The 25,637-nt window shown below is 31.1% G+C and carries 27 protein-coding genes, 1 other RNA gene and 1 other annotated feature; of the genes, 27 read left to right on the plus strand and 1 reads right to left on the minus strand.

The window, feature by feature from the left end:
- The first annotated feature begins 206 nt into the window (after positions 1-206).
- The 3 genes from BDW25_RS00215 (at position 207) to BDW25_RS00225 (ending at position 1,956) form a co-directional block, all read left to right on the plus strand.
- Positions 207-896, plus strand: coding sequence for a prepilin peptidase (locus BDW25_RS00215; protein ID WP_002448988.1), 690 nt, complete (start codon positions 207-209; stop codon positions 894-896).
- Positions 897-919: 23 nt separating this feature from the next.
- Complete coding sequence (radC, locus tag BDW25_RS00220) at positions 920-1,597, plus strand: RadC family protein (RefSeq protein ID WP_002448999.1); 678 nt, start codon at positions 920-922, stop codon at positions 1,595-1,597.
- A gap of 125 nt (positions 1,598-1,722) precedes the next feature.
- Positions 1,723-1,956, plus strand: coding sequence for a hypothetical protein (locus tag BDW25_RS00225; protein WP_242276315.1), 234 nt, complete (start codon positions 1,723-1,725; stop codon positions 1,954-1,956).
- Between the two features lie 91 nt (positions 1,957-2,047).
- On the opposite strand, the gene BDW25_RS00230 is transcribed toward BDW25_RS00225, so the two are convergent.
- Positions 2,048-2,227 (minus strand): hypothetical protein, encoded by a 180-nt coding sequence (locus BDW25_RS00230; RefSeq protein ID WP_002455241.1) that lies wholly within the window; start codon positions 2,225-2,227, stop codon positions 2,048-2,050.
- 167 nt (positions 2,228-2,394) lie between these two features.
- On the opposite strand from BDW25_RS00230, the gene BDW25_RS00235 reads away from it, so the two are divergent.
- From BDW25_RS00235 to BDW25_RS00350, 24 genes are all read left to right on the plus strand, one after another.
- On the plus strand, positions 2,395-2,865 hold the full coding sequence (locus BDW25_RS00235; RefSeq protein WP_002448941.1) for a DUF4930 family protein: 471 nt from the start codon (positions 2,395-2,397) through the stop codon (positions 2,863-2,865).
- A gap of 80 nt (positions 2,866-2,945) precedes the next feature.
- Positions 2,946-3,074 carry a hypothetical protein gene (locus BDW25_RS11100; protein WP_133944625.1) on the plus strand — a complete coding sequence of 43 codons (129 nt, stop codon included), beginning with the start codon at positions 2,946-2,948 and terminating at the stop codon, positions 3,072-3,074.
- Between the two features lie 170 nt (positions 3,075-3,244).
- Positions 3,245-4,078, plus strand: a complete 834-nt coding sequence (mreC, locus tag BDW25_RS00245) for a rod shape-determining protein MreC (RefSeq protein WP_002448929.1) — start codon at positions 3,245-3,247, stop codon at positions 4,076-4,078.
- A complete protein-coding gene (gene mreD, locus BDW25_RS00250) occupies positions 4,078-4,578 on the plus strand; it encodes a rod shape-determining protein MreD (protein WP_002448950.1) in 501 nt (166 codons plus the stop codon). Before mreC ends, mreD begins: the two co-directional genes overlap by 1 nt.
- Positions 4,579-4,632: 54 nt before the next feature.
- Positions 4,633-4,717, plus strand: a sequence feature (ribosomal protein L21 leader region).
- Between the two features lie 13 nt (positions 4,718-4,730).
- Positions 4,731-5,039, plus strand: coding sequence for a 50S ribosomal protein L21 (rplU, locus tag BDW25_RS00255; protein ID WP_002448968.1), 309 nt, complete (start codon positions 4,731-4,733; stop codon positions 5,037-5,039).
- Positions 5,040-5,041: 2 nt separating this feature from the next.
- A complete protein-coding gene (locus tag BDW25_RS00260; protein WP_002448953.1) occupies positions 5,042-5,362 on the plus strand; it encodes a ribosomal-processing cysteine protease Prp in 321 nt (106 codons plus the stop codon).
- 11 nt (positions 5,363-5,373) lie between these two features.
- Positions 5,374-5,658 carry a 50S ribosomal protein L27 gene (gene rpmA / locus BDW25_RS00265; protein WP_002449010.1) on the plus strand — a complete coding sequence of 95 codons (285 nt, stop codon included), beginning with the start codon at positions 5,374-5,376 and terminating at the stop codon, positions 5,656-5,658.
- A 143-nt stretch (positions 5,659-5,801) separates the two neighbouring features.
- Positions 5,802-7,094 carry a GTPase ObgE gene (obgE, locus tag BDW25_RS00270; protein WP_002448940.1) on the plus strand — a complete coding sequence of 431 codons (1,293 nt, stop codon included), beginning with the start codon at positions 5,802-5,804 and terminating at the stop codon, positions 7,092-7,094.
- A gap of 12 nt (positions 7,095-7,106) precedes the next feature.
- Entirely contained in the window at positions 7,107-7,562 is a 456-nt protein-coding gene (locus tag BDW25_RS00275) for an ACT domain-containing protein (RefSeq protein ID WP_002448936.1), read from the plus strand.
- Between the two features lie 11 nt (positions 7,563-7,573).
- Positions 7,574-8,179, plus strand: coding sequence for a Holliday junction branch migration protein RuvA (gene ruvA / locus BDW25_RS00280; protein WP_002448949.1), 606 nt, complete (start codon positions 7,574-7,576; stop codon positions 8,177-8,179).
- 29 nt (positions 8,180-8,208) lie between these two features.
- Entirely contained in the window at positions 8,209-9,204 is a 996-nt protein-coding gene (gene ruvB, locus BDW25_RS00285) for a Holliday junction branch migration DNA helicase RuvB (RefSeq protein WP_002448957.1), read from the plus strand.
- A 9-nt stretch (positions 9,205-9,213) separates the two neighbouring features.
- Positions 9,214-10,239: a tRNA preQ1(34) S-adenosylmethionine ribosyltransferase-isomerase QueA gene (queA, locus tag BDW25_RS00290; protein ID WP_002448945.1), complete on the plus strand. Its 1,026-nt coding sequence runs from the start codon at positions 9,214-9,216 to the stop codon at positions 10,237-10,239.
- 19 nt (positions 10,240-10,258) lie between these two features.
- Positions 10,259-11,398 carry a tRNA guanosine(34) transglycosylase Tgt gene (tgt, locus tag BDW25_RS00295; protein WP_002455245.1) on the plus strand — a complete coding sequence of 380 codons (1,140 nt, stop codon included), beginning with the start codon at positions 10,259-10,261 and terminating at the stop codon, positions 11,396-11,398.
- 16 nt (positions 11,399-11,414) lie between these two features.
- Positions 11,415-11,675: a preprotein translocase subunit YajC gene (yajC, locus tag BDW25_RS00300; RefSeq protein WP_002448938.1), complete on the plus strand. Its 261-nt coding sequence runs from the start codon at positions 11,415-11,417 to the stop codon at positions 11,673-11,675.
- A 196-nt stretch (positions 11,676-11,871) separates the two neighbouring features.
- Positions 11,872-14,157: a protein translocase subunit SecDF gene (gene secDF, locus BDW25_RS00305; RefSeq protein WP_133944627.1), complete on the plus strand. Its 2,286-nt coding sequence runs from the start codon at positions 11,872-11,874 to the stop codon at positions 14,155-14,157.
- Positions 14,158-14,282: 125 nt separating this feature from the next.
- Positions 14,283-16,556, plus strand: coding sequence for a single-stranded-DNA-specific exonuclease RecJ (gene recJ, locus BDW25_RS00310; protein WP_049418469.1), 2,274 nt, complete (start codon positions 14,283-14,285; stop codon positions 16,554-16,556).
- Positions 16,557-16,577: 21 nt separating this feature from the next.
- Entirely contained in the window at positions 16,578-17,096 is a 519-nt protein-coding gene (locus tag BDW25_RS00315) for an adenine phosphoribosyltransferase (protein ID WP_002448963.1), read from the plus strand.
- A gap of 335 nt (positions 17,097-17,431) precedes the next feature.
- Positions 17,432-19,621 (plus strand): RelA/SpoT family protein, encoded by a 2,190-nt coding sequence (locus BDW25_RS00320; protein WP_002449001.1) that lies wholly within the window; start codon positions 17,432-17,434, stop codon positions 19,619-19,621.
- A 15-nt stretch (positions 19,622-19,636) separates the two neighbouring features.
- Positions 19,637-20,089: a D-aminoacyl-tRNA deacylase gene (dtd, locus tag BDW25_RS00325; protein WP_049430984.1), complete on the plus strand. Its 453-nt coding sequence runs from the start codon at positions 19,637-19,639 to the stop codon at positions 20,087-20,089.
- Entirely contained in the window at positions 20,086-20,961 is an 876-nt protein-coding gene (locus BDW25_RS00330; protein WP_002448967.1) for an N-acetylmuramoyl-L-alanine amidase family protein, read from the plus strand. The genes dtd and BDW25_RS00330 overlap by 4 nt, the downstream gene beginning before the upstream one ends.
- A gap of 351 nt (positions 20,962-21,312) precedes the next feature.
- Positions 21,313-22,590 carry a histidine--tRNA ligase gene (hisS, locus tag BDW25_RS00335; RefSeq protein ID WP_133944629.1) on the plus strand — a complete coding sequence of 426 codons (1,278 nt, stop codon included), beginning with the start codon at positions 21,313-21,315 and terminating at the stop codon, positions 22,588-22,590.
- Complete coding sequence (gene aspS, locus BDW25_RS00340; protein WP_049336019.1) at positions 22,590-24,356, plus strand: aspartate--tRNA ligase; 1,767 nt, start codon at positions 22,590-22,592, stop codon at positions 24,354-24,356. Before hisS ends, aspS begins: the two co-directional genes overlap by 1 nt.
- Positions 24,357-24,570: 214 nt before the next feature.
- Positions 24,571-24,761: non-coding RNA, 6S RNA (ssrS, locus tag BDW25_RS00345), on the plus strand.
- A gap of 88 nt (positions 24,762-24,849) precedes the next feature.
- Positions 24,850-25,626, plus strand: a complete 777-nt coding sequence (locus BDW25_RS00350) for a tRNA threonylcarbamoyladenosine dehydratase (RefSeq protein ID WP_002455249.1) — start codon at positions 24,850-24,852, stop codon at positions 25,624-25,626.
- The last annotated feature ends 11 nt before the right edge of the window (positions 25,627-25,637 follow it).

Raw genomic sequence — 25,637 nt, forward strand, 5'->3', positions numbered from 1 at the left:
ACAAATTAAACTTCTTCATAGCTTTTTTATTAGTTATATAATTGATAGATTAAGAGTAGACTGATTATTTTTAATAAAAGTTTTATTCATTTTATTGAATTTAAAATGCTTTAAAGAAGATATATTTATTTATTGAAATGAATTTAATCTAATCCTCGTTATTCCATTTACTTAGACCATATTTTAGTTATAATGAATGATATGAGGTGATAAGTATAATAGTATTATTAGCATTTACGTGTAGTGTAATATTTAGTTTTTTATATCAATTTTCAAGTATAGAGAAAGTGAATCTTCAATATTTCAAGCGACGATCCCAATGTGATTATTGTCATACATCATTAAAGTGGTTTGATACTATACCATTATTAAGTTTCATATTCTTAAAAGGACGCTCGAGATGTTGTTCAAATCCTTTAAAGCGTTCCTATATTATAGGTGAAATATTATCGTTTCTTATTGTCCCATATTTAATATTTATCGATATACATATAAATTATTCTCTCTTTATATTAACTTGTTTAATGTTGATAACGATGTCTCTAACCGATATTCAAACATTAACAATCAACAGTAACTTAATCCTCATTTTTTTCATTGTCGGTATATATATTTCTTCATTACATTTGATTTCATTTATATTTATTTTCTTTCTATTACATACATTTTTTCTGTTAAATTCTAAAAGTATAGGGTACGGTGATATTTTATTACTTAGTATACTTTCTATATTTTATACTTATGAATTTATGCTTCATCTAATATTATTAACTTGTGCAATTGGTCTTATGTTTTATATCATCATGTTTCGTTTTAAGATACGTAAAATCCCACTTATTCCTTTTATTTCAATCTCATATATTTTATTAATTAATTTTTCCAACAATATTATGTAACTAATAAAGAAAAGGTGATGTTTTTGAAAATTAAAGATATGGCCAAAAGTGAGCTTCCTAAAGAGAGACTCATTCAATATGGTGAAAAAAGTTTGTCTAACAGTGAATTATTAGCAATTTTAATTAACACTGGACGACGAGGGGTTTCAAGTATTGATATTGCGAATGAAATGATTAATAAAGTAAATAATTTAAAAGAATTAAAATTACTTTCAATACATGATTTGTTAAAAATAAAAGGTATAGGATTGCATAAAGCAGTGACATTAAAAGCCGCTTTCGAATTGGGAGAAAGAATAAATAAACGTAATTCGATTGAAAAAGTAAAGATTAAATCTCCTAAAGATGTCGCAGATATGATGATGTCTAAAATGAAAGATTTAACTCAAGAGCATTTAGTTGCTTTATTTTTAAATACTAAAAATATAGTGATTAAAGAAGAAACTATATTTATAGGAACATTAAACTCTTCAGTGATACACCCGAGAGAAGTCTTTAATGCTGCCATTAGAGCTTCATGTAATGCAATAATTGTGATTCATAATCATCCATCTGGAGATGTGACGCCTTCAAAAGAAGATATTGCTACTACCATTAGACTTAAAGAATGTGGACAAATTCTTGGCATTGAATTACTTGACCATATTATTATCGGTGATCAAAAATTTACTAGTTTAGTAGAGGAGGGATATTTCGTATAAAAGGTTAAAAAGTATTTATAGTCTCATTGTTAAAATTTTAGTATAATAAACCTTAATTATATATTTAGAGGTGTACGATGACTTTATTTTTAATCATAGGGGTATTAATACCTATTATTTACATAATGAGATTGAATATTAAACAAGAAACAATTCGTTTAAAAGAAACACTTAATACTGTATTATTATCGATTGTTGGTATTACAACTTTTTCTTTTATTGGAGTATTCGTTAACCAAACGCATACTCAATTATATATTGTACTCATTAGTGATATAGTAACTGGAACGATATTTGGGTTACTATTAGCAACAATATATAAAATTTATGAATACTTGTCTCAAAGCAATCGTAAATAAAGCTAGTTAACTTTTCATACAATACAATCATAAACGAATTAATAAAGGGATAGATTGTATCAATTACATTGAAAAGTAACTAGCTTTTTCATTATCTTATATAAGCTGAAAGCACATTAAAATTTTCTAAAATCCAAAGAACACCTTGATAGGCTAAATACAGTCCGAGAATAATAAAAGCAGCAGAGATTAAAAATCTTAAAAGTGCAAATCCTACTTTAAAAAGTATAACTGCAAGCAAGATAAGTAAAATAATTGTAAGAATGTTCATTTCTCACACTCCTCTAAATTTATTTTACGAGTGATATTAATTATTATAATATATTTTAAGAAAATGTTAATCAGTCTAAAGAATTTACTTAATTTACTTCTTTAGACCGATGGATGAAATCTATTTTATATTTATAATAATTTAGGTTTAAAATTGGAGGGATTTAATTGCGAATGGTATTTAGTATTTTTAAAAATATAGTAGCAGTTATTGCAATCCTTAGTATTGTTTATTTTGCATTAAAATATGCCCCATTTTTAAGAGAACAGGACTGGAATCCTATGAATCAACCTCTTAGTAACCAATTCGAGCTTCTACCAAGTAATCAAACATCAACACCAGTGCCCACTAATGGAAAAAGTTATACTATAGAAGAAAACAATTTACTTCAGAATATTCCTGCTAGTCAAACGAAAAATGTATTTAAATTTATAGATAAAAAAGAATTTATGGAAGTTTCAGGTATAGTTAGGATGGGATATAATGAAAATTACATTGTAGGGCAAAGAGATAATGAATTTATCATCTATAAATTCGGAAGTGATACGATTAAAGTCTTTAGTACGGAAATTGAAATGGAACAGGAATTAAATCGTCTAGGACAATCAATTACTTTAAAACCTCAGAATGAGTATTAAAAAATATAATTTGAAAAAAATAAATAAATGCGTTAATGTCTAGAATAGATACAATAATCTTTTGAAGGTTGGTGTAATGTATGTCTGAACAATCTAAAGAAAAACAAGCAAATGAACAAGCAAAAGCACAAAATTTATTTTCGAAATGGAGAAAAGATGAAACGCTCTATGAAGAAGATAAAAAAGATAAGTCGAATAAAAAATCGTAAAATTAAATAAGATGACATTTGATAGGAGCAAGTACTAGAATTCAATGAAGATTCTAACTTGTTCCTTTTTTCTTCTTTGAAGATAATATTTAATATTATTCTTTATTTCAATCCTAGAGTAATATAAAATAGAATATAATAGTTTAAAATAAATAGTAGAGGTGTTATGAGTGTTAAATTTTTTTAAAAATAACAAGTTAATTGTTGTTTTTTGTGCAATAATTATTTTTATTGCATTGATTGGTTTGTCCATTCGTTCACAAACTCAATCACCTCCTGAGCAATATGTGGGGGACTCAGTGTCATTTGGTCAGAGAGTAATTAGTTACCCGGTAAACTTTGTGACTGGAGCTATAGGTAACTTCTTAAAATCTAACAAATCAAATCATAATGAAGTTAATCAATTAAAAGCAAAAAACGAAGCATTAGAAGCTGAAAATAAAAACTTAAAAAAAGAACTTGATATGACTGATGCTTCAAAATACGATGCAATTTCAGGTGCCATCATAGCACGTAATCCAGATCAATGGATGAATACAGTGATTATTGATAAAGGTAAAAAAGCTGGTGTAAGCAATAATATGGCAGTGTTTACTAGTGATGGTTTAATTGGAAGAGTAACTAGAGTGAATCAATTTTCTTCTCAAGTTGATTTACTTTCTACGAGTACAAGAGCTGGAAAACTATCAGTCAATATTCAACATCATTCTAAAAATGTTTTTGGATTAATTGATCACTATGATAATAAAACTCAGGAATTAATTATTAGTAATATCAATAATAAGGATAAAATTTCAAAAGGTGACAAAGTAGTAACAAGTGGATTAGCCGACCAATTGCCAAGTGATTTATACATAGGAGAAGTGACGAAGGTAGAAAATGATGAATATGGTTTAGCAAAAGAAGTGAGAGTGAAAACTGGAGCTAATTTATCAGATATTCAACATGTATACATAGCGAAAAAAAGTAATAATACGGATTTCAATGAAAGAGAGACCCGATAATGAAAGCGTTCGTTTATATAATGATTGGTATCATCGTTTTTTATCTTGATACACTTATTAGTTTAGTTATTCCTTTTCATATAGGAAACCTAACATTTATCTTAGTTCCTCATTTAACTTTAATGTATTTATTACTTTTATCAATTTATAGACCATTTATGGTCACATTATTACTAAGCATTTTTTTAGGTATTATAACTGATATCTACTTTGGCAGTGTATATGGTTTATATTTGTTTGGTTATATATTCTTAATAACAATATTTAATAAATTCTTGAAGATTTTTTACCGAGACTATATTATGGTATATTGGTTCAGTATCATTGGTGTAATGATTCTTGAAATATTTGTAGCAATTATATATTCTGTCATTAGCTATGTAGAATTTGATTTACTAAATTTTATATTACTACGTATTATCCCAACACTTATATTAAATATTATTTTATTAATTATTTTTATGCCTATATTCTTTAAATTTTTTAAAAAGCCAATATAATAGATTGACATTGAATATAAGTAATGGTAAGATGCAGTAGTTGAGTAGTTTTATAGCTACATACAACCGCTCAAATACAGGTTTAAGCGTTAAAATGTTTTTATTTTATCACCTGTATATGGCGTGACTTATAATTATAGGAGGTGCAAAGTATGTTTGCTATTATCGAAACAGGCGGTAAACAAATTAAAGTAGAAGAAGGTCAAGAGATCTTCGTTGAAAAATTAGATGTTAATGAAGGTGATTCATTCACATTTGATAAAGTATTATTTGTAGGTGGAGATTCAGTTAAAGTTGGTGCTCCAACTGTTGAAGGAGCTACAGTAACTGCTACTGTGAACAAACAAGGTCGCGGTAAAAAAATTACTGTTTTCACTTACAAACGTCGTAAAGATTCAAAACGTAAAAAAGGTCATCGTCAACCTTATACTAAATTAACAATTGATAAAATCAACGCTTAATTATGATTACTGTTGATATTTCAATTAATGATGAAGGTAAAGTAACAGACGTCATTATGGATGGCCATGCTAATCATGGTGATTATGGCTATGATATTGTTTGTGCAGGGGCTTCAGCTGTTCTTTTTGGAAGTGTAAATGCTATTTTAAGTTTAACTTCTGAAAAGCCGGATATCGATTATGATGATGACGGTGGTCATTTTCATATTAGATCAGTAGACACTAACAATGAGCAAGCACAATTAATTCTTCAAGCAATGCTTGTGTCTTTACAAACGATTGAAGATGAATATAATGAAAATATCAGATTAAATTATAAGTGAGGTGTATCCCGATGTTAAAATTAAACTTACAATTCTTCGCATCTAAAAAAGGGGTAAGTTCTACAAAAAACGGACGTGACTCAGAATCAAAACGTTTAGGTGCTAAACGTGCAGACGGTCAATTCGTAACAGGTGGCTCAATTTTATATCGTCAACGCGGTACTAAAATTTATGCTGGTGAAAATGTAGGTCGTGGTGGCGATGATACATTATTCGCTAAAATCGACGGCGTTGTTCGTTTCGAACGTAAAGGTCGCGACAAAAAACAAGTTTCTGTATATGCAGTAGCTGAATAATTTTTGTCTAATTAACACCAGAAGTGAAGACTTCTGGTGTTTTATTTTTGTTTAAAAATGATTATAATAGAATCTAACGTTTTAGAGTTAATGATATAATATTAGCGATGAATTAATAAAATATATAAAAAGAGGTGAGATATATGTTTGTCGATCAAGTAAAAATATCTCTAAAAGCAGGCGATGGAGGTAATGGTATTACTGCTTATCGTAGAGAAAAATATGTACCATTTGGTGGCCCTGCCGGTGGTGATGGCGGTAAAGGTGCTTCAGTTATTTTTGAAGTTGATGAAGGTTTAAGAACACTTTTAGACTTTAGATTTCAACGTCATTTTAAGGCTAAAAAAGGTGAAAATGGTCAAAGTAGTAATATGCATGGTAAAAATGCGGAAGACCTAGTTTTAAAAGTGCCTCCTGGTACCATTATTAAAAGTGTAGAAACAGAAGAAGTTTTAGCAGATTTAGTTGAAGAAGGTCAACGTGCAGTCATTGCTCGAGGAGGTCGAGGAGGTCGAGGAAATTCACGTTTTGCAACCCCTCGAAATCCAGCTCCAGACTTTAGTGAAAATGGAGAACCTGGAGAAGAGCTAGATGTTACCTTAGAATTAAAGCTACTTGCTGATGTGGGACTCGTTGGATTCCCAAGTGTAGGGAAATCAACATTGTTGTCTATTGTATCTAAGGCAAAACCTAAAATTGGTGCTTATCATTTTACAACAATTAAACCAAATTTAGGTGTGGTTTCAACACCTGATCATAGAAGTTTTGTAATGGCAGATTTACCAGGTTTAATTGAAGGAGCTTCAGAAGGAGTTGGTTTAGGTCATCAATTTTTACGTCATGTTGAGAGAACAAAAGTTATTGTTCATATGATAGATATGAGTGGTTCTGAAGGAAGAGATCCACTTGAAGATTATCAAATCATCAATAATGAACTGATAAATTATAAACAAAGATTAGAAGATAGACCTCAAATTATAGTGGCAAATAAAATGGATATACCGGAAGCAAAAGATAACCTAGAATTATTTAAAAAAGAAATTGATGAAGAGGTAACTATTGTTCCAGTTTCTACAATTACAAGAGATAATATTGATCAATTACTATATACAATTGCTGATAAATTAGAAGAAGTAAAAGATATTGATTTTAGTGTAGAAGAAGATGAAGATGCAGGTGTTAATCGCGTATTATATAAACATACGCCATCTCAAGATAAATTTACGATTACAAGAGATGATGATGGTGCCTATGTAGTAAGCGGTAATGCAATCGAACGCATGTTTAAAATGACAGACTTTAATAGTGATCCAGCAGTAAGACGCTTTGCACGTCAAATGCGCTCTATGGGTATTGATGATGCATTAAGAGAACGTGGATGTAGTAATGGTGATATTGTTAGAATACTTGGGGGAGAATTTGAATTCGTCGAATAGGAGGGCTTTTTAGTGGACAGCAAAGATTATAAAAAGTTTTATTTAATACGTGAAGACGTTTTACCAGAATCAGTGGTTAAAACGCTTAAAATTAAAGACGCTTTAAAAAATGATTCCACACTGTCCATTTATGAAGCAGTTAAGCAGTTTAATCTATCAAGAAGTGCTTTTTATAAATATAGAGATACTATTTTTCCTGTAGATGACAAGATTTTTGAACACCGTGAATTCACCTTGATTCTCTATGTTAATGATATAGTAGGAATGCTTGCTCAAGTACTACAAATTATTTCAAAACTAGCGTTATCCGTTTTAACTATTCATCAAAGTGTTCCAATGGAAGAAAAAGCAACGATTACACTCTCTTTGAGTGCAAAAGATCAATCATTATCAATAGAAAAGGTCATGGGCACTTTGAGAAATATTCAACATGTTTATAAAGTTGAATTAATTAGTATGAGTATGTAAGGAAGGTATTTATGTACGCTTATATAAAAGGACATTTATCTCAATTGTTTCCAACACATATTGTTGTAGAAACGTCTAGTGGTATCGGTTATGAAATTCAAACTCCAAATTCATATCGATTTCAAAAATATTTAAATCAAGAATGTAAAGTCTTTACTTCACTTATTGTAAGAGAAGACGCACAATTATTATATGGTTTTATTAGCGAAGAAGAAAAAGAGATGTTCTTAAGCTTAATAAAAGTTACAGGTATAGGCCCTAAATCAGCTTTAGCTATTCTAGCCACAAGTACACCTAACGAAGTTAAACGTGCAATTGAAAATGAAAATGATACTTATCTAACTAAATTTCCTGGTATAGGTAAAAAGACTGCACGACAAATTGTATTAGATTTAAAAGGTAAAGTTAAGATTACAGAAGAGACTAGTGAGACCTTGTTACAAGTTGAGGGACAAGTTGAAGAAAATGACAATATAATTAAGGAAGCGTTATTAGCGCTTGCAGCTTTAGGATACTCTAAGAGAGAGCTTTCTAAAGTTGAAAAAGTACTTAATAAAACATCCATTCACTCTGTTGATGAAGCAGTTAAGATTGGTTTAAAAACGCTTGTATCTTAATATTATGAACGATAACTGGGGGGATAAATATGGATGATAGAATGGTAGATCAATCATTACACAATGAAGAATCTTCTTTTGAATTCTCACTCAGACCAACTAAATTAAAACAATATATTGGGCAATCATCAATAAAGAACAATTTAGAAATTTTTATAAAAGCGGCTAAACTAAGGGATGAGCCATTAGATCATGTATTACTTTTTGGCCCTCCAGGATTAGGTAAAACGACACTTTCAAATATTATTGCTAATGAAATGGAAGTCAATATAAGAACTGTATCTGGTCCATCATTAGAGCGACCTGGAGATTTAGCGGCAATTTTATCTGGGTTACAACCTGGCGATGTTTTATTTATTGATGAAATTCATCGCTTAAGTAGTGTAGTAGAAGAAGTTTTATACTCTGCTATGGAGGATTTTTTCTTAGATATTATTATCGGTAAAGGTGATGAAGCACGTAGTATACGTATTGATTTACCACCTTTTACTCTAGTAGGTGCGACAACACGTGCTGGAAGTTTAACAGGCCCTTTAAGAGATCGATTTGGTGTCCATTTAAGATTAGAGTACTATTCGGAATCAGATTTAAAAGAAATCATTATTCGAACTGCTGAAGTATTAGGTACAAAAATTGATGATGAAAGTGCAGTTGAGCTTGCTAAGCGTTCAAGAGGAACACCTCGTGTTGCAAATCGACTACTAAAAAGAGTAAGAGATTTTCAACAAGTAAATGAAGATGAACAAATTTATATCGAAACAACAAAGCAAGCTTTAAACTTATTACAAGTGGATGATGAAGGCTTAGATTACATTGATCATAAAATGATGAATTGTATTATTAATCAATATAATGGAGGCCCTGTGGGACTGGATACGATAGCAGTGTCAATTGGAGAAGAACGTATTACAATCGAAGATGTCTATGAACCCTTTTTAATACAAAAAGGATTTATAGAACGAACACCAAGAGGTAGAAAAGCAACACCATTTGCCTATGAACATTTCAAAAAAACTAAAGAATGAGGGAATAATATGAACGTTGAGGAGTTTGATTATCATTTACCTGAATCATTGATTGCTCAGACACCTTTAAAAAATAGAGATCAAAGTAGATTACTTGTGCTAGGTAGAAAGACTGGAAATATTGCACATAAACACTTTACAGATATTATGGATTATTTTGAAACTGGAGATACATTAGTGTTAAATGACACACGTGTTATGCCAGCGCGTTTATTCGGTTTGAAAGAAGAAACAGGTGCAAAGGTAGAAATGTTAATGCTTACTAGGATAGAGGACAATGACTGGGAAGTGTTATTAAAACCAGCAAAACGTATTAAAGTAGGTAATACTTTATCATTTGGTAACGGCAAAATCATTGCTGAATGTATAAAAGAATTAGAACAAGGTGGGCGTATTATGCGTCTACATTTTGAAGGTATTTTAGAAGAACGCTTAGATGAGTTAGGTGAAATGCCTTTACCACCTTATATTAAAGAACGTTTAGACGATCCGGATAGATATCAAACTGTATATGCTAAAGAAAATGGTTCCGCTGCAGCGCCTACTGCAGGGTTACATTTTACAGATGAGCTTTTACAGAAAATAAAAGATAAAGGTGTCAATATTGCATTTATTACACTACACGTTGGCCTAGGTACCTTTAGACCAGTAAGTGTGGAGGATATTAATGATCATGAAATGCATAGTGAATACTATCAAATGACTAAAGAAACGGCAGATATTCTGAATAAAACTAAAGAAAATGGGCATAGAATTATTTCTGTAGGTACAACGTCTACTAGAACGTTAGAAACCATTCGTCGTGATCATGAACAATTTGTTGCCACAAGTGGTTGGACAGATATATTTATTTATCCAGGTTTTGAATATAAAGCAATTGATGGGTTAATTACTAATTTTCATTTGCCCAAATCAACATTAGTGATGTTAGTCTCTGCTTTTAGTAGTCGAGAATATATTTTGAATGCTTATAAAGAAGCGGTAAAACTTAAATATAGATTCTTTAGTTTTGGAGATGCAATGTTAATAATTTAATGAATGAGAGGTACAGATTATGCCAGCAGTAACTTATGAGCACATTAAAACTTGTAAGCAATCAGGTGCACGTTTAGGGATTATTCATACACCCCACGGCTCATTTGAGACACCCATGTTTATGCCAGTAGGTACGAAAGCAACAGTTAAAACAATGAGTCCAGAAGAGTTAAGACAAATTGAAGCTAAAATTATATTAGGAAATACATATCATTTGTGGTTACAACCTGGAAATGATATTATCAAACAAGCTGGGGGCTTACATAAGTTCATGAATTGGGATGGCCCTATTCTTACAGATTCTGGTGGTTTCCAAGTATTTAGCTTGAGTAATCTTAGAAAAATATCAGAAGAGGGTGTCGAATTTAGACATCATACAAATGGCTCTAAGTTGTTTTTAAGTCCAGAAAAATCAATGCAAATTCAAAATGACTTAGGTTCAGATATTATGATGGCATTTGATGAGTGTCCACCTATGCCTGCCGAATATAAATATGTAAAAGATTCAATTGAACGTACAACGAGATGGGCTAAACGATGTCTTGAAGCACATCAACGTCCAGAAGACCAAGCATTATTTGGTATTATACAAGGTGGAGAGTACAAAGACTTAAGAGAACAAAGTGCTAAAGAACTTGTATCATTGGATTTTCCTGGATATGCTATTGGTGGTTTATCTGTAGGTGAACCAAAACCAGTGATGTACGATATGGTTGAACATACGGTTCAATTTATGCCAGAAGATAAACCAAGATACTTAATGGGAGTAGGATCACCTGATGCCTTAATAGAATGTAGCATTCGCGGCATGGATATGTTTGATTGTGTGTTGCCAACACGCATAGCTAGAAATGGAACATGTATGACATCTCAAGGACGATTGGTTATAAAAAATGCTAAATATGCAGATGATTTTAGTCCTATAGATGAGAATTGTGATTGCTATACTTGTAAGAATTATACACGTGCATATATTAGACACCTAATTAAAGCAGAGGAAACGTTTGGTATCCGTCTTACTACTATTCATAATTTACATTTTCTGCTAAAATTAATGGAAGATATTAGACAGGCCATTCGAGAAGATCGTTTATTAGATTTTAAAGAAGAATTTTTCGAACAATATGGGCTAAATGTAGAGAACCCTAAAAACTTTTAATAAGGAGAACAACATAATGAATGTTTCAGCATTAATCTTGCCTATAATTTTAATTATAGTATTTTATTTCTTTTTAATTAGACCGCAACAAAAACGTGCGAAAGAACATCGTGAAATGATTAGTCGTATCGAAGCAGGTCAAAAAATTACAACTATTGGTGGAATCAAAGGAACAGTTAAAGCTGTGGATGAAACAGCAGTTGTAATCACAGTAAATGGTCATGGTACTGAAATGACATTTGAAAAACCTGCGATTAAACAAGTTGATCCATCATAAATTATAATAAAAAGACATTCCACGACAGTTTGTTGTCATGGAATGTCTTTTTATTAACTATTTATCTTGATTACACTAATAAAGAGGTTATGTTAAGATAGATAAGTCTTGTCACATAGATGTAATCTTTAATTCACTTGCACATGGTTTATTAAAAGATTATTCTAATTACATAAGTAAATAATGAGGTGTTCATGTGAAAAAAACAAGTAGAATAATTGCATTCATACTCATTGTAGCGCTACTGATTGTAGGTATGGGCTTTACATATAAGAATGTAGTTAAGAATGTAAATCTAGGTTTGGATTTACAAGGTGGTTTCGAAGTATTATATCAAGTTAAACCACTTAGCGGTGATGGTAAAATCGATGATAAGGCTTTACAATCTACTGCTCAAACTTTAGAAAATCGTGTTAATGTATTAGGTGTATCTGAGCCTCATATTCAAGTTGAAGACCCTGATAGAATTAGGGTACAACTCGCAGGGGTAAAAAATCCTGATGAAGCTCGAAAAATTTTGTCCTCACAAGCAAATCTGACTATACGTGATGCTGATGACCACGTTAAATTAACAGGTAAAGATATTGTACAAGGTTCTGCAAAACAAGAATTTAAACAAGGTACAAACGAACCTGCAGTCACTTTTAAATTAAAAGACCGTGCGAAATTCAAAAAAGTTACAGAAGAAATTTCTAAAAAACAAGAAAATATGATGGTAGTGTGGTTAGACTATAAAAAAGGTGATAGCTATCATAAAGAGTTGGAAAAACCTGAAGATAAACGGAAATACGTTTCAGCCGCTTCAGTAGATCAACCCATTAATTCAGACAGTGTAGAAATTTCAGGTGGCTTCCAGGGTCAACAAGGCGTAGAACGTGCTAAGCAAATTGCAGAATTATTAAATGCAGGTTCATTACCAGTTGATTTAAAAGAAATTTATTCTAATTCTGTAGGTGCACAATTTGGTCAAGATGCATTAGATAAGACAATCTTTGCATCAATGGTTGGTGTTGCAATTATCTATTTATTTATGGTAGGTTTTTACAGATTACCAGGTATTGTAGCAGTGATAGCTTTAACAGTATATGTTTATTTAACATTAGTAGCATTTAACTTTATTTCAGGTGTACTTACATTACCAGGTTTAGCTGCATTAGTATTAGGTGTTGGTATGGCTGTAGATGCAAACATCATCATGTATGAACGGATTAAAGATGAACTTAGAGTAGGACGAACGCTTAAACAGGCTTATTCTAAAGCAAATAAAAGTTCTTTCTTAACGATTTTTGATTCAAACTTAACAACGGTTATAGCAGCAGCAGTATTATTCTTCTTTGGTCAAAGTTCAGTTAAAGGATTTGCTACGATGTTATTATTAGGTATTTTAATGATATTCATCACAGCTGTCTTCTTATCAAGAGGACTATTATCACTTTTAGTTTCTTCTAATTACTTTAAGAAGAAATATTGGATGTTTGGTGTAAATAAAAATAATCGCCATAATATCAATGAAGGTGTAGATGTTCATGACTTAAAAACAGCTTTTGAAAAATGGAATTTTGTTAAATTAGCAAAACCATTAATTGGAGTAAGTATTTTAATTTTAGTAATTGGTATAATTATTCTAAGTATATTTAAACTTAACTTAGGTATTGATTTCTCATCTGGTACAAGAGTAGATCTTGATTCTGATACGAAGTTATCTCAAACGAAAGTTGAACGTACGATTAAAGATGTTGGTTTGACACCTGATCAAATTCAAATTAATGGTAATGACAATAAACAAGCAACAGTTCAATTTAAAAATGATTTATCTAAAGATGAAACTTTGAAACTTAATAAAGTTATTAATGATCAATATGGTCATAAACCGACAGTGAACACAGTCTCTCCAATGATTGGTCAAGAGTTAGCTAAAAATGCAATGAAAGCATTAATTTATGCAGCTATTGGTATTATTATCTATGTTTCATTAAGATTCGAATGGAGAATGGGGCTTTCTGCTGTCTTAGCATTACTTCATGACGTATTTATTATCGTTGCTTTATTCAGTTTATTAAGACTTGAAGTAGATATTACATTTATCGCTGCAATCTTAACGATTGTAGGTTACTCAATAAATGATACAATTGTTACTTTCGACCGTGTAAGAGAAAATCTTCATAAAATTAAAGTTATAATAGAACCTCATCAAATCGATGATATTGTTAACCAATCTATTAGACAAACGATGACTCGTTCTGTTAATACAGTTCTTACAGTCGTTGTAGTAGTTATCGCCATACTAATCTTTGGTGCATCAAGTCTGTTTAACTTCTCATTAGCATTACTTATTGGATTATTATCTGGTGTATTCTCTTCTATCTTTATTGCAGTTCCACTATGGGGCATCATGAAGAAACATCAGTTGAAAAAATCTGAAAACGGTAAGCTTGTAGTTTATAAAGAGAAAAAATCAAATGATGAAAAAATCTTAGTATAATTAAATATATGATATAAAATTAGTGGAAGAAACAAAAGAATTCTAATTGAATTCAGTGTTTCTTCCTCTTTTTATTTATTCTTTTTTTAGGTATAATTGCTTGTGGAAAAAGGAAGGATAACTTTATGATTCAATCTAAATATAAATGGCTTTATGAAGCACCTAAACAAAATATATCGTCTGAGATTATTAAGGAATTTAATTTATCTCCTATTGTAAGAAAGATTTTAGAAAGTAAATCGATTACACAGTACGATGAGATAAATACATTAATTAATGGTACAAATAAAAAGCATGATTCATGGCTAATGAGTGATATGCAAAAAGCTGTTGATCGAATTAATTTAGCGATTGATAAAAATGAAAGAATATTAGTATATGGAGACTATGATGCCGATGGCGTAACATCTACAACGATATTAGTTCAAACACTGCAGAAATTGGGCGCTGAAGTCGGTTGGTATATTCCTAATCGATTTAGCGAAGGTTATGGCCCCAATAAATACGCCTTTCAAAATGCTTACGATGAAGGCGTATCACTTATTATTACAGTTGACAATGGAATACAAGGTCATGAAGAAATTGAAATGGTACAAGCATTAGGAGTCGATGTAATTGTTACAGACCATCATGAAATAGGCCGTACATTACCAAAAGCATATGCCATTATTCATCCTATGCATCCAGAATTTGAGTATCCATTTAAATATTTATGTGGAGCCGGTGTCGCATACAAATTATCGCAATGTTTAATAGATCATCCTCCAGAATATTTCATAGTTCTTGCAACTATTGGGACGATTGCAGATTTAGTGTCACTGACTGATGAAAACAGAACGATTGTTCAAGAAGGTCTTAAATATTTAAATCAATCCTGTCCATTTCAAATTCAATCATTATTAAATCAAGCAGGATTTAATGATGAGATAGATGAAGAAACAATTGGTTTCATTATTGGACCTCGTTTAAATGCGGTAGGTAGATTAGAAGATGCGTCATTAGCAGCGGAATTACTGATGGCAGAAGATTCTGAAGAGGCGAATTTTTTAGCTGAACAAGTAGAGGCATTTAACATTGAACGTAAAGATATTGTAGCTCAAATAACAGAAGAAGCCCTATTGATGGCTAATGAAAAAGTTGAAAATGGCGACAAATTTTTACTTTTAGCTAAAGAAGGATGGCATGAGGGAGTATTAGGTATTGTGGCTTCAAAAATTGTAGAAACTTATGCTTTACCCACTCTTATTTTAAATATAGATTTAGAACAACATCATGCAAAAGGTTCAGCTAGAAGTATTGAACAAGTGTCCATGTTCGAAATTTTAAGTGCACATCAAGATTTGATATCTAAATTTGGTGGTCATCATATGGCAGCTGGAATGACGATGGAGATTGATAATATTGATGCATTATCAAAAGGACTAAATGAGTGGATGGTTCAGCTTTCTAAACATACTTCTTTAGAACCAACAAAACATATTACGACTAAACTTTCAGAAGATGACATTACTGTATCAAATATTCATGATATTAAAATACTGAAACCGTTTGGTACTGATTTTGAAAAACCTTTATTTGAATTGGATGATACAGAAGTTAATGATGTTAAAGCGATTGGAAAAGATAAAAATCATTTAAAATTAGTAACTGGTCAAGCTAAGTTACAACATTTATTTTGGAAAAATGGTGGTTTAATTACACAAATAGAATTAGGCCAACCCGTCAATATCATAGGACATTTACAAATAAATGAGTGGAATGGCAATCAGACACCTCAAATGATGATACAAGATTTAGCGACTCAAAATGAGCAAATATTAGATTATAGAAGTAAACGTAAACAACTTAACATTGATACGTCATCTAAAAATGTTGCTTTTGTCATTCATTCTAAAAAAGAGAAGCTAGGGGAGAATTATTTCCACTACGGTGAAACAATTGATTCATCATATAATACGATTGTATTTCGTGATTTACCAACTGATTTAGATAGTGTTAAACAATCTCTAAAACATTTAGAATACTCACAACTCTATTTAGTATTACACCATCAACATTCAATTTATTTCGAGGGGTTACCGAGTAGTCATCTATTTAAACAAAGTTATAAAGCACTATTCATTAGGAAAGAAATGAATTTAGAAAAAGAAGGTTTACAATTATGTCAATACTTAAATATTAAGCCAAATACTTTAAAGTTTATTTTAAAAGTATTTCTTGACCTAAGTTTTATTTACGAAGAAAATGGTATAATTAAAATAAATGATAATCCAAGTAAACAATCTATTGAGTCGAGTCAAGTTTATAAATCGAGACAGTCAAGAATTGAAGTTGAAAAATTAATGCTTTATGATGACTTTTCACATCTTAAGAATTGGATTAAAGCTCAAAAAGCGTAACGCATAGGAGGAAATTTTTAAATGGATTTAAAGCAATACGTATCTGAAGTACAAGGCTGGCCTAAACCAGGTGTTAGTTTCAAAGATATTACAACTATTATGGATAATGGTGAAGCATACGGTTATGCAACTGATCAAATTGTAAAGTATGCAAAAGATCGTAACGTTGATATTGTTGTAGGCCCTGAAGCAAGAGGATTTATTATTGGCTGTCCAGTTGCGTACTCAATGGGAATTGGATTTGCACCTGTAAGAAAAGAAGGAAAATTACCACGTGAAGTTATTCGCTATGAATACGACTTAGAATATGGGACAAATGTTTTAACAATGCATAAAGATGCAATTAAACCAGGACAACGTGTTTTAATCACTGATGATTTATTAGCGACAGGTGGAACAATTGAAGCGGCTATTAAATTAGTAGAAAAATTAGGTGGTATTGTTGTTGGAATAGCTTTTATTATTGAATTAAAATATTTAAATGGTATGGAAAAAATTAAAGACTATGATGTCATGAGTTTAATTTCTTACGATGAATAGTCATTAATTTAGTAATTAGATTAATATATACTTTAAAGCGAGTGTAGGAATTCAGATTGAATACTATCTCGCTTTTTTATTTATCGTTGTATCATCATTAATCTAATCACATTTATTTATTTAAAAACTTGTAGTATTATATAACTATTATTTAAACCAAAGTTAATCTTTTAGAGATTTTAATACTTTTGTTAAAATTACATTAATACTCACGCATCTTTAATTAATAGGAGTGGTACTCGGATTAATTAAGTAATGAAAAGAAATGTCTTGATTTTCAATGATTCGGTTATCGGTAGAGTATTTGAAATATTAAAAAGTCGGGGTGTCATATATTGAATAACGAGTATCCATATAGTGCTGATGAAGTACTAAATAAAGCTAAATCCTATTTATCAGCAGATGATTATCAATATGTTTTAAAAAGTTATCATATTGCTTATGAAGCACATCAAGGACAGTTTCGAAAAAATGGGCTACCATATATTATGCATCCAATTCAAGTAGCAGGTATATTAACAGAAATGCGCTTAGATGGACCAACAATTGTAGCTGGCTTTTTACACGATGTGATAGAGGATACACCATATACATTTGAAGACGTAAAGAATATGTTTAATGAAGAAATTGCACGAATTGTAGATGGTGTAACGAAGTTAAAAAAAGTTAAATACCGTTCTAAAGAGGAACAACAAGCGGAAAATCATAGAAAGTTATTTATTGCGATAGCTAAGGATGTTCGTGTCATATTAGTTAAATTAGCTGACCGCTTACATAATATGAGAACGTTAAAAGCAATGGCTAGAGAAAAACAAATTCGTATTTCCAAAGAAACATTAGAAATCTATGCACCTTTAGCGCATCGTCTAGGTATTAATACCATTAAATGGGAATTGGAAGATATTGCGTTACGTTATATTGATAGTGTTCAGTATTTTAGAATTGTTAATTTAATGAAGAAAAAACGCAGTGAACGTGAAGCATATATTCAAAATGCTATGGATAAAATTCAAACTGAAATGAATAAAATGAATATCCAAGGTGAAATAAGCGGTCGCCCTAAACATATTTACAGTATTTATCGTAAGATGGTAAAACAAAAAAAACAATTTGATCAAATATTTGATTTATTAGCTATACGAGTGATTGTGAATTCAATTAATGATTGTTATGCTATTTTAGGCCTAGTTCATACATTATGGAAACCGATGCCAGGTCGTTTTAAAGATTATATCGCTATGCCAAAGCAAAATATGTATCAATCATTACACACTACTGTTGTTGGACCTAATGGTGATCCTTTAGAAATTCAAATTCGAACATTTGAAATGCACGAAATTGCTGAGCATGGGGTGGCAGCGCATTGGGCATATAAAGAAGGTAAAACAATAAATTCTAAAACACAAGATTTCCAAAATAAACTTAACTGGTTAAAAGAGCTTGCAGAAACTGACCATACATCTTCAGATGCACAAGAATTTATGGAATCACTTAAATATGATTTACAAAGTGATAAAGTATATGCATTTACGCCAGCAAGTGATGTGATTGAATTACCTTATGGCGCAGTCCCTATTGATTTTGCTTATGCCATTCATAGCGAAGTTGGTAATAAAATGATTGGCGCAAAAGTTAATGGTAAAATTGTGCCTATAGATTATATACTTAAGACAGGCGATATTATAGAAATTCGCACAAGTAAACATTCATATGGTCCAAGTAGAGATTGGTTGAAAATTGTTAAATCATCTGGAGCAAAAAGTAAAATAAAAAGTTTCTTTAAAAAGCAAGATCGTTCTTCTAATATAGAAAAAGGTAAATTTATGGTAGAAGCGGAAATTAAAGAACAAGGTTATCGAGTTGATGAGATTCTAACAGAAAAAAATATTGAAGTCGTTAACGAAAAATATCATTTTGCCAATGATGATGATTTATATGCTGCAGTAGGTTTTGGTGGAGTTACTGCATTACAAGTAGTGAATAAATTAACAGAAAGACAGCGTATACAAGATAAACAAAAAGCATTAAATGAAGCACAAGAAGTCATTAAAACATCACCAATTAAAGAAGATATCATTACTGATAGCGGGGTTTATGTCGAAGGATTAGAAAATGTTTTAATCAAACTATCTAAATGTTGTAATCCAATTCCTGGTGATGATATTGTTGGATACATCACTAAAGGACATGGTATTAAAGTTCATAGATCAGATTGCCCAAATATTAAAAATGAAAACGAGAGATTAATTAATGTCGAATGGGTTAAATCAAAAGATTCAACACAACGTTATCAAGTAGATTTAGAAGTCAATGCATATGATCGAAATGGGTTACTCAATGAAGTGATTCAAGCCGTAAATTCAACCGTAGGAAGTATTATTAAAATGAATGCACGATCTGATATTGACAAGAATGCAATCATTACAATTAGCGTTATGGTTAAAAATGTAAATGATGTATTTCGTGTAGTTGAAAAACTTAAACAATTGAGTGATATTTATACAGTTTCTAGAGTATGGAATTAAAAGAGGTGCTAAGATATGAAAATAGTTGTACAAAGAGTAAAACGAGCATCTGTCACTAATAAATCTATTCATAACCAAATTGAAAAAGGTTATTGTTTATTAGTAGGTGTTGGGAAAAATTCGACGGAAGCTGATATAGAAGTATTAGCGAAGAAAATTGTTAACGCACGTTTGTTTGAAGATGAAAACGGGAAATTAAATTTAAATATTCAACAAATTAATGGTGCGATTTTATCTATTTCTCAATTTACACTTTATGCAGAAGTTAAAAAAGGTAATAGACCAGGTTTCTCACAATCCATGCGACCTGAAGATGCCAAAATATTATACGATAAGTTTAACTCTGAACTTCAAAAGTATGATATTGATATTCAAACTGGTGAATTTGGGACAGATATGGAAGTAGAAATTATTAATGATGGTCCCGTAACGATTATATATGAAAGTCAGGATGGCAAAGTAATATGAATAAATTAGATACATGGTTAACTAAACATGATCTAAAAAATATGTTGACGTTAGTAGTAGTGTTATTATTTATTCTTTTTATAATATTATTATTTATGTTTATGAATCATAATGATCAAGATAGTAATAGACTAACAATAACGGAAGATGCAGAAATAAGAACAGGTCCTAATGCAGGCTATCCGGTGATATATAAAGTTGAAAAAGGAGATAGTTTTAAAAAATTAAAGACTACAGGAAAATGGATTGAAGTCCAAAATGCTAAAGGAGATAAAAAAGGATGGGTTGCTGGTTGGCATACGAGTTTGAATATTAAAGCTGATGTCAATAAACAGGAAAATCCTTTTAAGAATAAAACTGTGGTACTTGATCCTGGTCATGGAGGTAGTGATCAGGGAGCCTCAAGCTCCACGGCTCTTAAATCTCTCGAAAAAAACTATACTTTGAAAACAGCACTTGAATTAAAACGGGCATTAGAAAAAGCAGGAGCGCATGTTAAATTGACGAGAACAGATGATAGTTATGTAAGCTTAGATAATAGAAAAGCGACAGGCGATGTATTTATAAGTATTCATAATGACTCATTAGATAGTCATAATGCTAATGGCGCTACTGTATATTGGTATCAAAATAGTCAAGAAACATTAGCAGAAATATTAAATGCGAATATTCAAAAAAAGTCATTACTTTCTAATCGTGGTGTTCGTCAACAAAATTATCAAGTTTTAAGACAAACGAATAAACCAGCTGTGTTACTTGAATTAGGCTATATAAGTAATCCTACTGATGAAAAAATGATTAGAAATCAATTACATAGACAGGTGGTAGAAGAAGCAGTCGTAGATGGATTAAAACAATATTTTGCTTCATAATACTTGCAAACTTTTCCTAAAATCGGTATCATAATCAGTGAACTTTATAAATAATACCGTTTGTATTCTTGAAAAGACTAATGAAATAGTGGACAATCATATTGATTGTGAAGAGAAGTAATCCTAGGCTGAAAGATTATACTAGTACATTGGTATCTTTGAACACAAGAAAAGGTGCTTTGATAAAATAAAGCCGGTTTGCGTACGTTACACGTGATGAGTGGAGAATATTTTTATTCTCAATTAGGGTGGCAACACGGCATATCGTCCCTTATATAGCATGAAGCTATATAAGGGACTTTTTTATTAAAGAATTTTAATAGTTAACAACAATTTAGAAGGAGTGATTGTATGATTAAGATTCCTAGAGGAACGCAAGATATTTTACCTCAAGAGTCTGCAAAATGGCGATATATTGAAAATAAATTAGATGAATTAATGAAATTATACAATTATAAAGAGATACGTACCCCAATATTTGAAAGTACTGACTTATTTGCAAGAGGTGTAGGAGATTCTACTGATGTCGTTCAAAAAGAGATGTATACGTTTAAAGACAAAGGCGATAGAAGTATCACATTAAGACCTGAAGGAACTGCAGCAGTAGTGCGATCATATATTGAAAATAAAATGCAGGGTGAACCTAATCAACCTATTAAGCTTTACTATAATGGACCAATGTTTAGATACGAACGAAAACAAAAAGGACGTTATCGACAATTTAATCAATTTGGTGTAGAAGCAATAGGAGCAGAAAATCCAAGTATTGATGCAGAAGTATTAGCAATGGTAATGCATATATATGAATCATTTGGTTTAAAACATCTAAAACTAGTGATTAATAGTATAGGAGACCAAGCATCTCGTAAAGAATATAATGAAGCATTAATTAAGCATTTTGAACCTGTCATTGATACATTTTGTAATGATTGTCAATCACGTTTGCATACAAATCCAATGAGAATCTTAGATTGTAAGATTGATAGAGACAAAGAAGCAGTTAAACATGCTCCAAGAATTACTGATTACTTAAATGATGAATCAAAGGCTTATTATGAAATGGTTAAACATCATTTAGATCAACTAGGTATCAATTATGTTGAAGATCCTAATTTAGTGCGTGGACTTGATTATTATACTCATACCGCATTTGAACTCATGATGGATAATCCAAATTATGACGGTGCTATTACTACACTATGTGGTGGAGGTCGTTATAATGGACTTCTTGAGTTATTAGATGGTCCTAAGCAAACAGGAATAGGTTTTGCCCTTAGTATTGAACGATTACTTCTTGCACTTGAAGAAGAAGACATAGAATTGAATGTGGATGAAGATTTCGATTTATTTGTCGTAACGATGGGTAAAAAAGCAGAACAATATAGCGTGAAACTTTTAAATGATTTAAGAAAACATGGCGTGAAAGCTGATAAAGATTACTTAAATCGAAAAATTAAGGGACAAATGAAGCAAGCTGATCGTTTAAATGCTAAATATACGATTGTAATAGGTGACCAAGAGCTAGACAATAATAAAATTGATGTTAAAGAAATGTCTACTGGTGAAACAAAAACAATTCAATTAGATGAAGTAGTTAGTTTCTTTAATAAAGAAAAGGAGAATAAATAATGGGTAAAAGAACAACATACTGTGGTTTAGTAACTGAAGAATTATTAGGTCAGAAAGTAACACTAAAAGGTTGGGTTCATAATCGACGTGATTTAGGAGGCCTTATTTTTGTTGATTTACGTGATAGAGAAGGAATTGTACAAATTGTATTCAATCCAGATTTTTCAAAAGAAGCTCTATCTATTGCTGAAACTGTAAGATCAGAATATGTGGTCGAAGTCGAAGGTTCAGTCACTAAAAGAGACCCAGAAACAGTTAATCCAAAAATAAAAACGGGTCAAGTAGAAGTTCAAGTATCTCATATTCATATAATTAATAAATCAGCGACACCTCCATTTTCAATTAATGAAGAAAATCAAAGTGTTGATGAAAATATTCGTCTTAAATATCGCTATTTAGATTTAAGACGACCAGAATTAGCTCAAACATTTAAAATGAGACATCAAACAACTCGATCAATTCGTCAATATCTTGATAATAATGGTTTCTTTGATATTGAAACACCTGTATTAACAAAATCTACACCAGAAGGTGCGAGAGATTATTTAGTGCCATCTCGTGTACATGAAGGCGAATTTTACGCTTTACCACAATCACCACAATTATTTAAACAATTATTAATGATTAGTGGTTTTGATAAATACTATCAAATTGTAAAATGTTTCCGTGATGAGGATTTACGTGCTGATCGTCAACCTGAATTTACACAAGTAGATATCGAAATGAGTTTTGTTGATCAAGAAGATATTATTCAAATGGGCGAGGAAATGCTTTCTAAAGTTGTAAAAGATGTAAAAGGTATTGATATCCAAACACCATTCCCTCGTATGACATATGATGAAGCAATGAGACGATATGGTTCTGATAAACCAGATACACGTTTTGGTATGGAATTGCAAGATGTGTCTCAATTAGGAAAAGAAATGGATTTCAAAGTATTTAAAGATACTGTAGAACACGACGGAGAAGTTAAAGCAATCGTTGCTGAAGGTGCTGCAGATAACTATACACGTAAAGATATGGATGGATTAACAGAATTTGTAAATATCTATGGTGCTAAGGGTCTAGCTTGGGTGAAAGTTGTAGATGAAGGCTTAAGTGGTCCGATAGCAAGATTCTTTGAAGAAGAGAATGTTAACACATTAAAAGAATTAACAGGTGCTAAACCTGGAGATTTAGTAATGTTTGTTGCAGATAAGCCAAATGTTGTGGCACAAAGTTTAGGTGCACTTCGAATTAAAATTGCAAAAGAATTAAAATTAATTGATGAATCAAAATTAAACTTCTTATGGGTAACAGATTGGCCTTTATTAGAATATGATGAAGATGCTAAACGTTATGTTGCTGCGCATCATCCGTTTACATCACCTAAAGAAGAAGATATTGCTAAACTAGACTCTGAACCAGAAAAAGTTCAAGCAAATGCTTATGACGTAGTATTAAATGGATACGAATTAGGCGGTGGATCAATCAGAATATCTGACGGAGAATTACAAGAAAAAATGTTTGAGGTTTTAGGATTTACTAAAGAACAAGCTAGAGATCAATTTGGTTTCTTATTAGATGCCTTTAAATACGGCGCACCACCACATGGAGGTATTGCTTTAGGTCTAGATAGATTAGTTATGTTACTTACAAATAGAACTAATTTACGTGATACCATCGCTTTCCCTAAAACTGCTTCTGCAACTTGCTTATTAACGGATGCACCAAGTGAAGTATCAGATAAACAATTAGAAGAATTATCGTTAAGAATTCGTCATTAATCTTCATTTTTAAAATAGAATAATTTAGTGCTAAATTGGGACGGAAATTGAATTTCTGTTCCAATTTTTGTATAAACTAACTTAAATTTTAAATAACAATAATTATATTATGTAAAATTATATATTTAAAAGTATTTTAAAATATAAAATATCTTCATACAGTATTTAAGGATTTATTTAATAATCTCTTTATGATAAAATATGTCTATAAGATAGTCATCTGTGTTGTTCGTATGTTTGCTTTTTATTTGGGCCTAACACTTTTTGATCAGGGAGCCCAATAGGTTTTCTTGCAGCGCACATGCCTCATTTGGAGGACTTGCAAAACAAGAAACAGGGCACCCACCTGTATATAGCAGGCCGAATGATCAAGCTTTTTATAACTACGGCAACTACGGACTCTATCGGTACGTAAGGCTTTAGGCCTTACGTATTTTTTTTTGCTTTTTTCTGTTAATATAGTATTAATATTTGCTAAGTAAAGGAGTTAATTATGAAACATCAATTTTCTAGAAATGAATTAGCCTATGGACAAGAAGGACTAGATTTACTAAAAGACAAGACAGTAGCGGTCTTAGGGGTAGGTGGAGTTGGTTCATTTGCTGCTGAAGCTTTAGCAAGAACTAACATTGGTCACATTATTCTTATTGATAAAGATGACGTAGATATCACTAATGTAAACCGTCAAATTCATGCATTAACTACTACCATAGGTCAAAGTAAAGTAACATTAATGGAAGAACGAATTAAACTCATCAATCCAAATTGTAAAGTTACACCTCTTCACATGTTTTATACTGAAGAGACATATGAAGATATTTTTAATAATTACAATATTGATTATTTTATCGATGCAAGTGACACGATTATATACAAAGTCCATTTAATGAAAGAATGTTTAGATAGAGGAATCAAGTTGATTTCAAGTATGGGCGCTGCGAATAAAATAGATCCAACACGTTTCAAAATTGCTGATATTTCAAAAACATACATGGATCCAATGGCAAAAATTATTCGTAACAAGTTGAAAAAACTTGGAATAAAAAAAGGTGTTCCTGTTGTTTTTTCAGATGAGAGTCCAATAGTTATTCGTGAAGATGTTAAGAAAACAGTTGGAGATGCAAATGCAATAAATCGAAAAGGTCAAATGCCTCCATCATCGAATGCATTTGTACCAAGCACAGTAGGTTTAATTTGTGCAAGTTATGTCGTAAATGATATTTTAAAAGATATTCCTGTACGTAGAATTAAAGATAAAGGTAACAACTAACAAAAAACCTA

The organism is Staphylococcus sp. AtDRG32, from assembly GCF_004365845.1.
Lineage (GTDB): Bacteria > Bacillota > Bacilli > Staphylococcales > Staphylococcaceae > Staphylococcus > Staphylococcus hominis.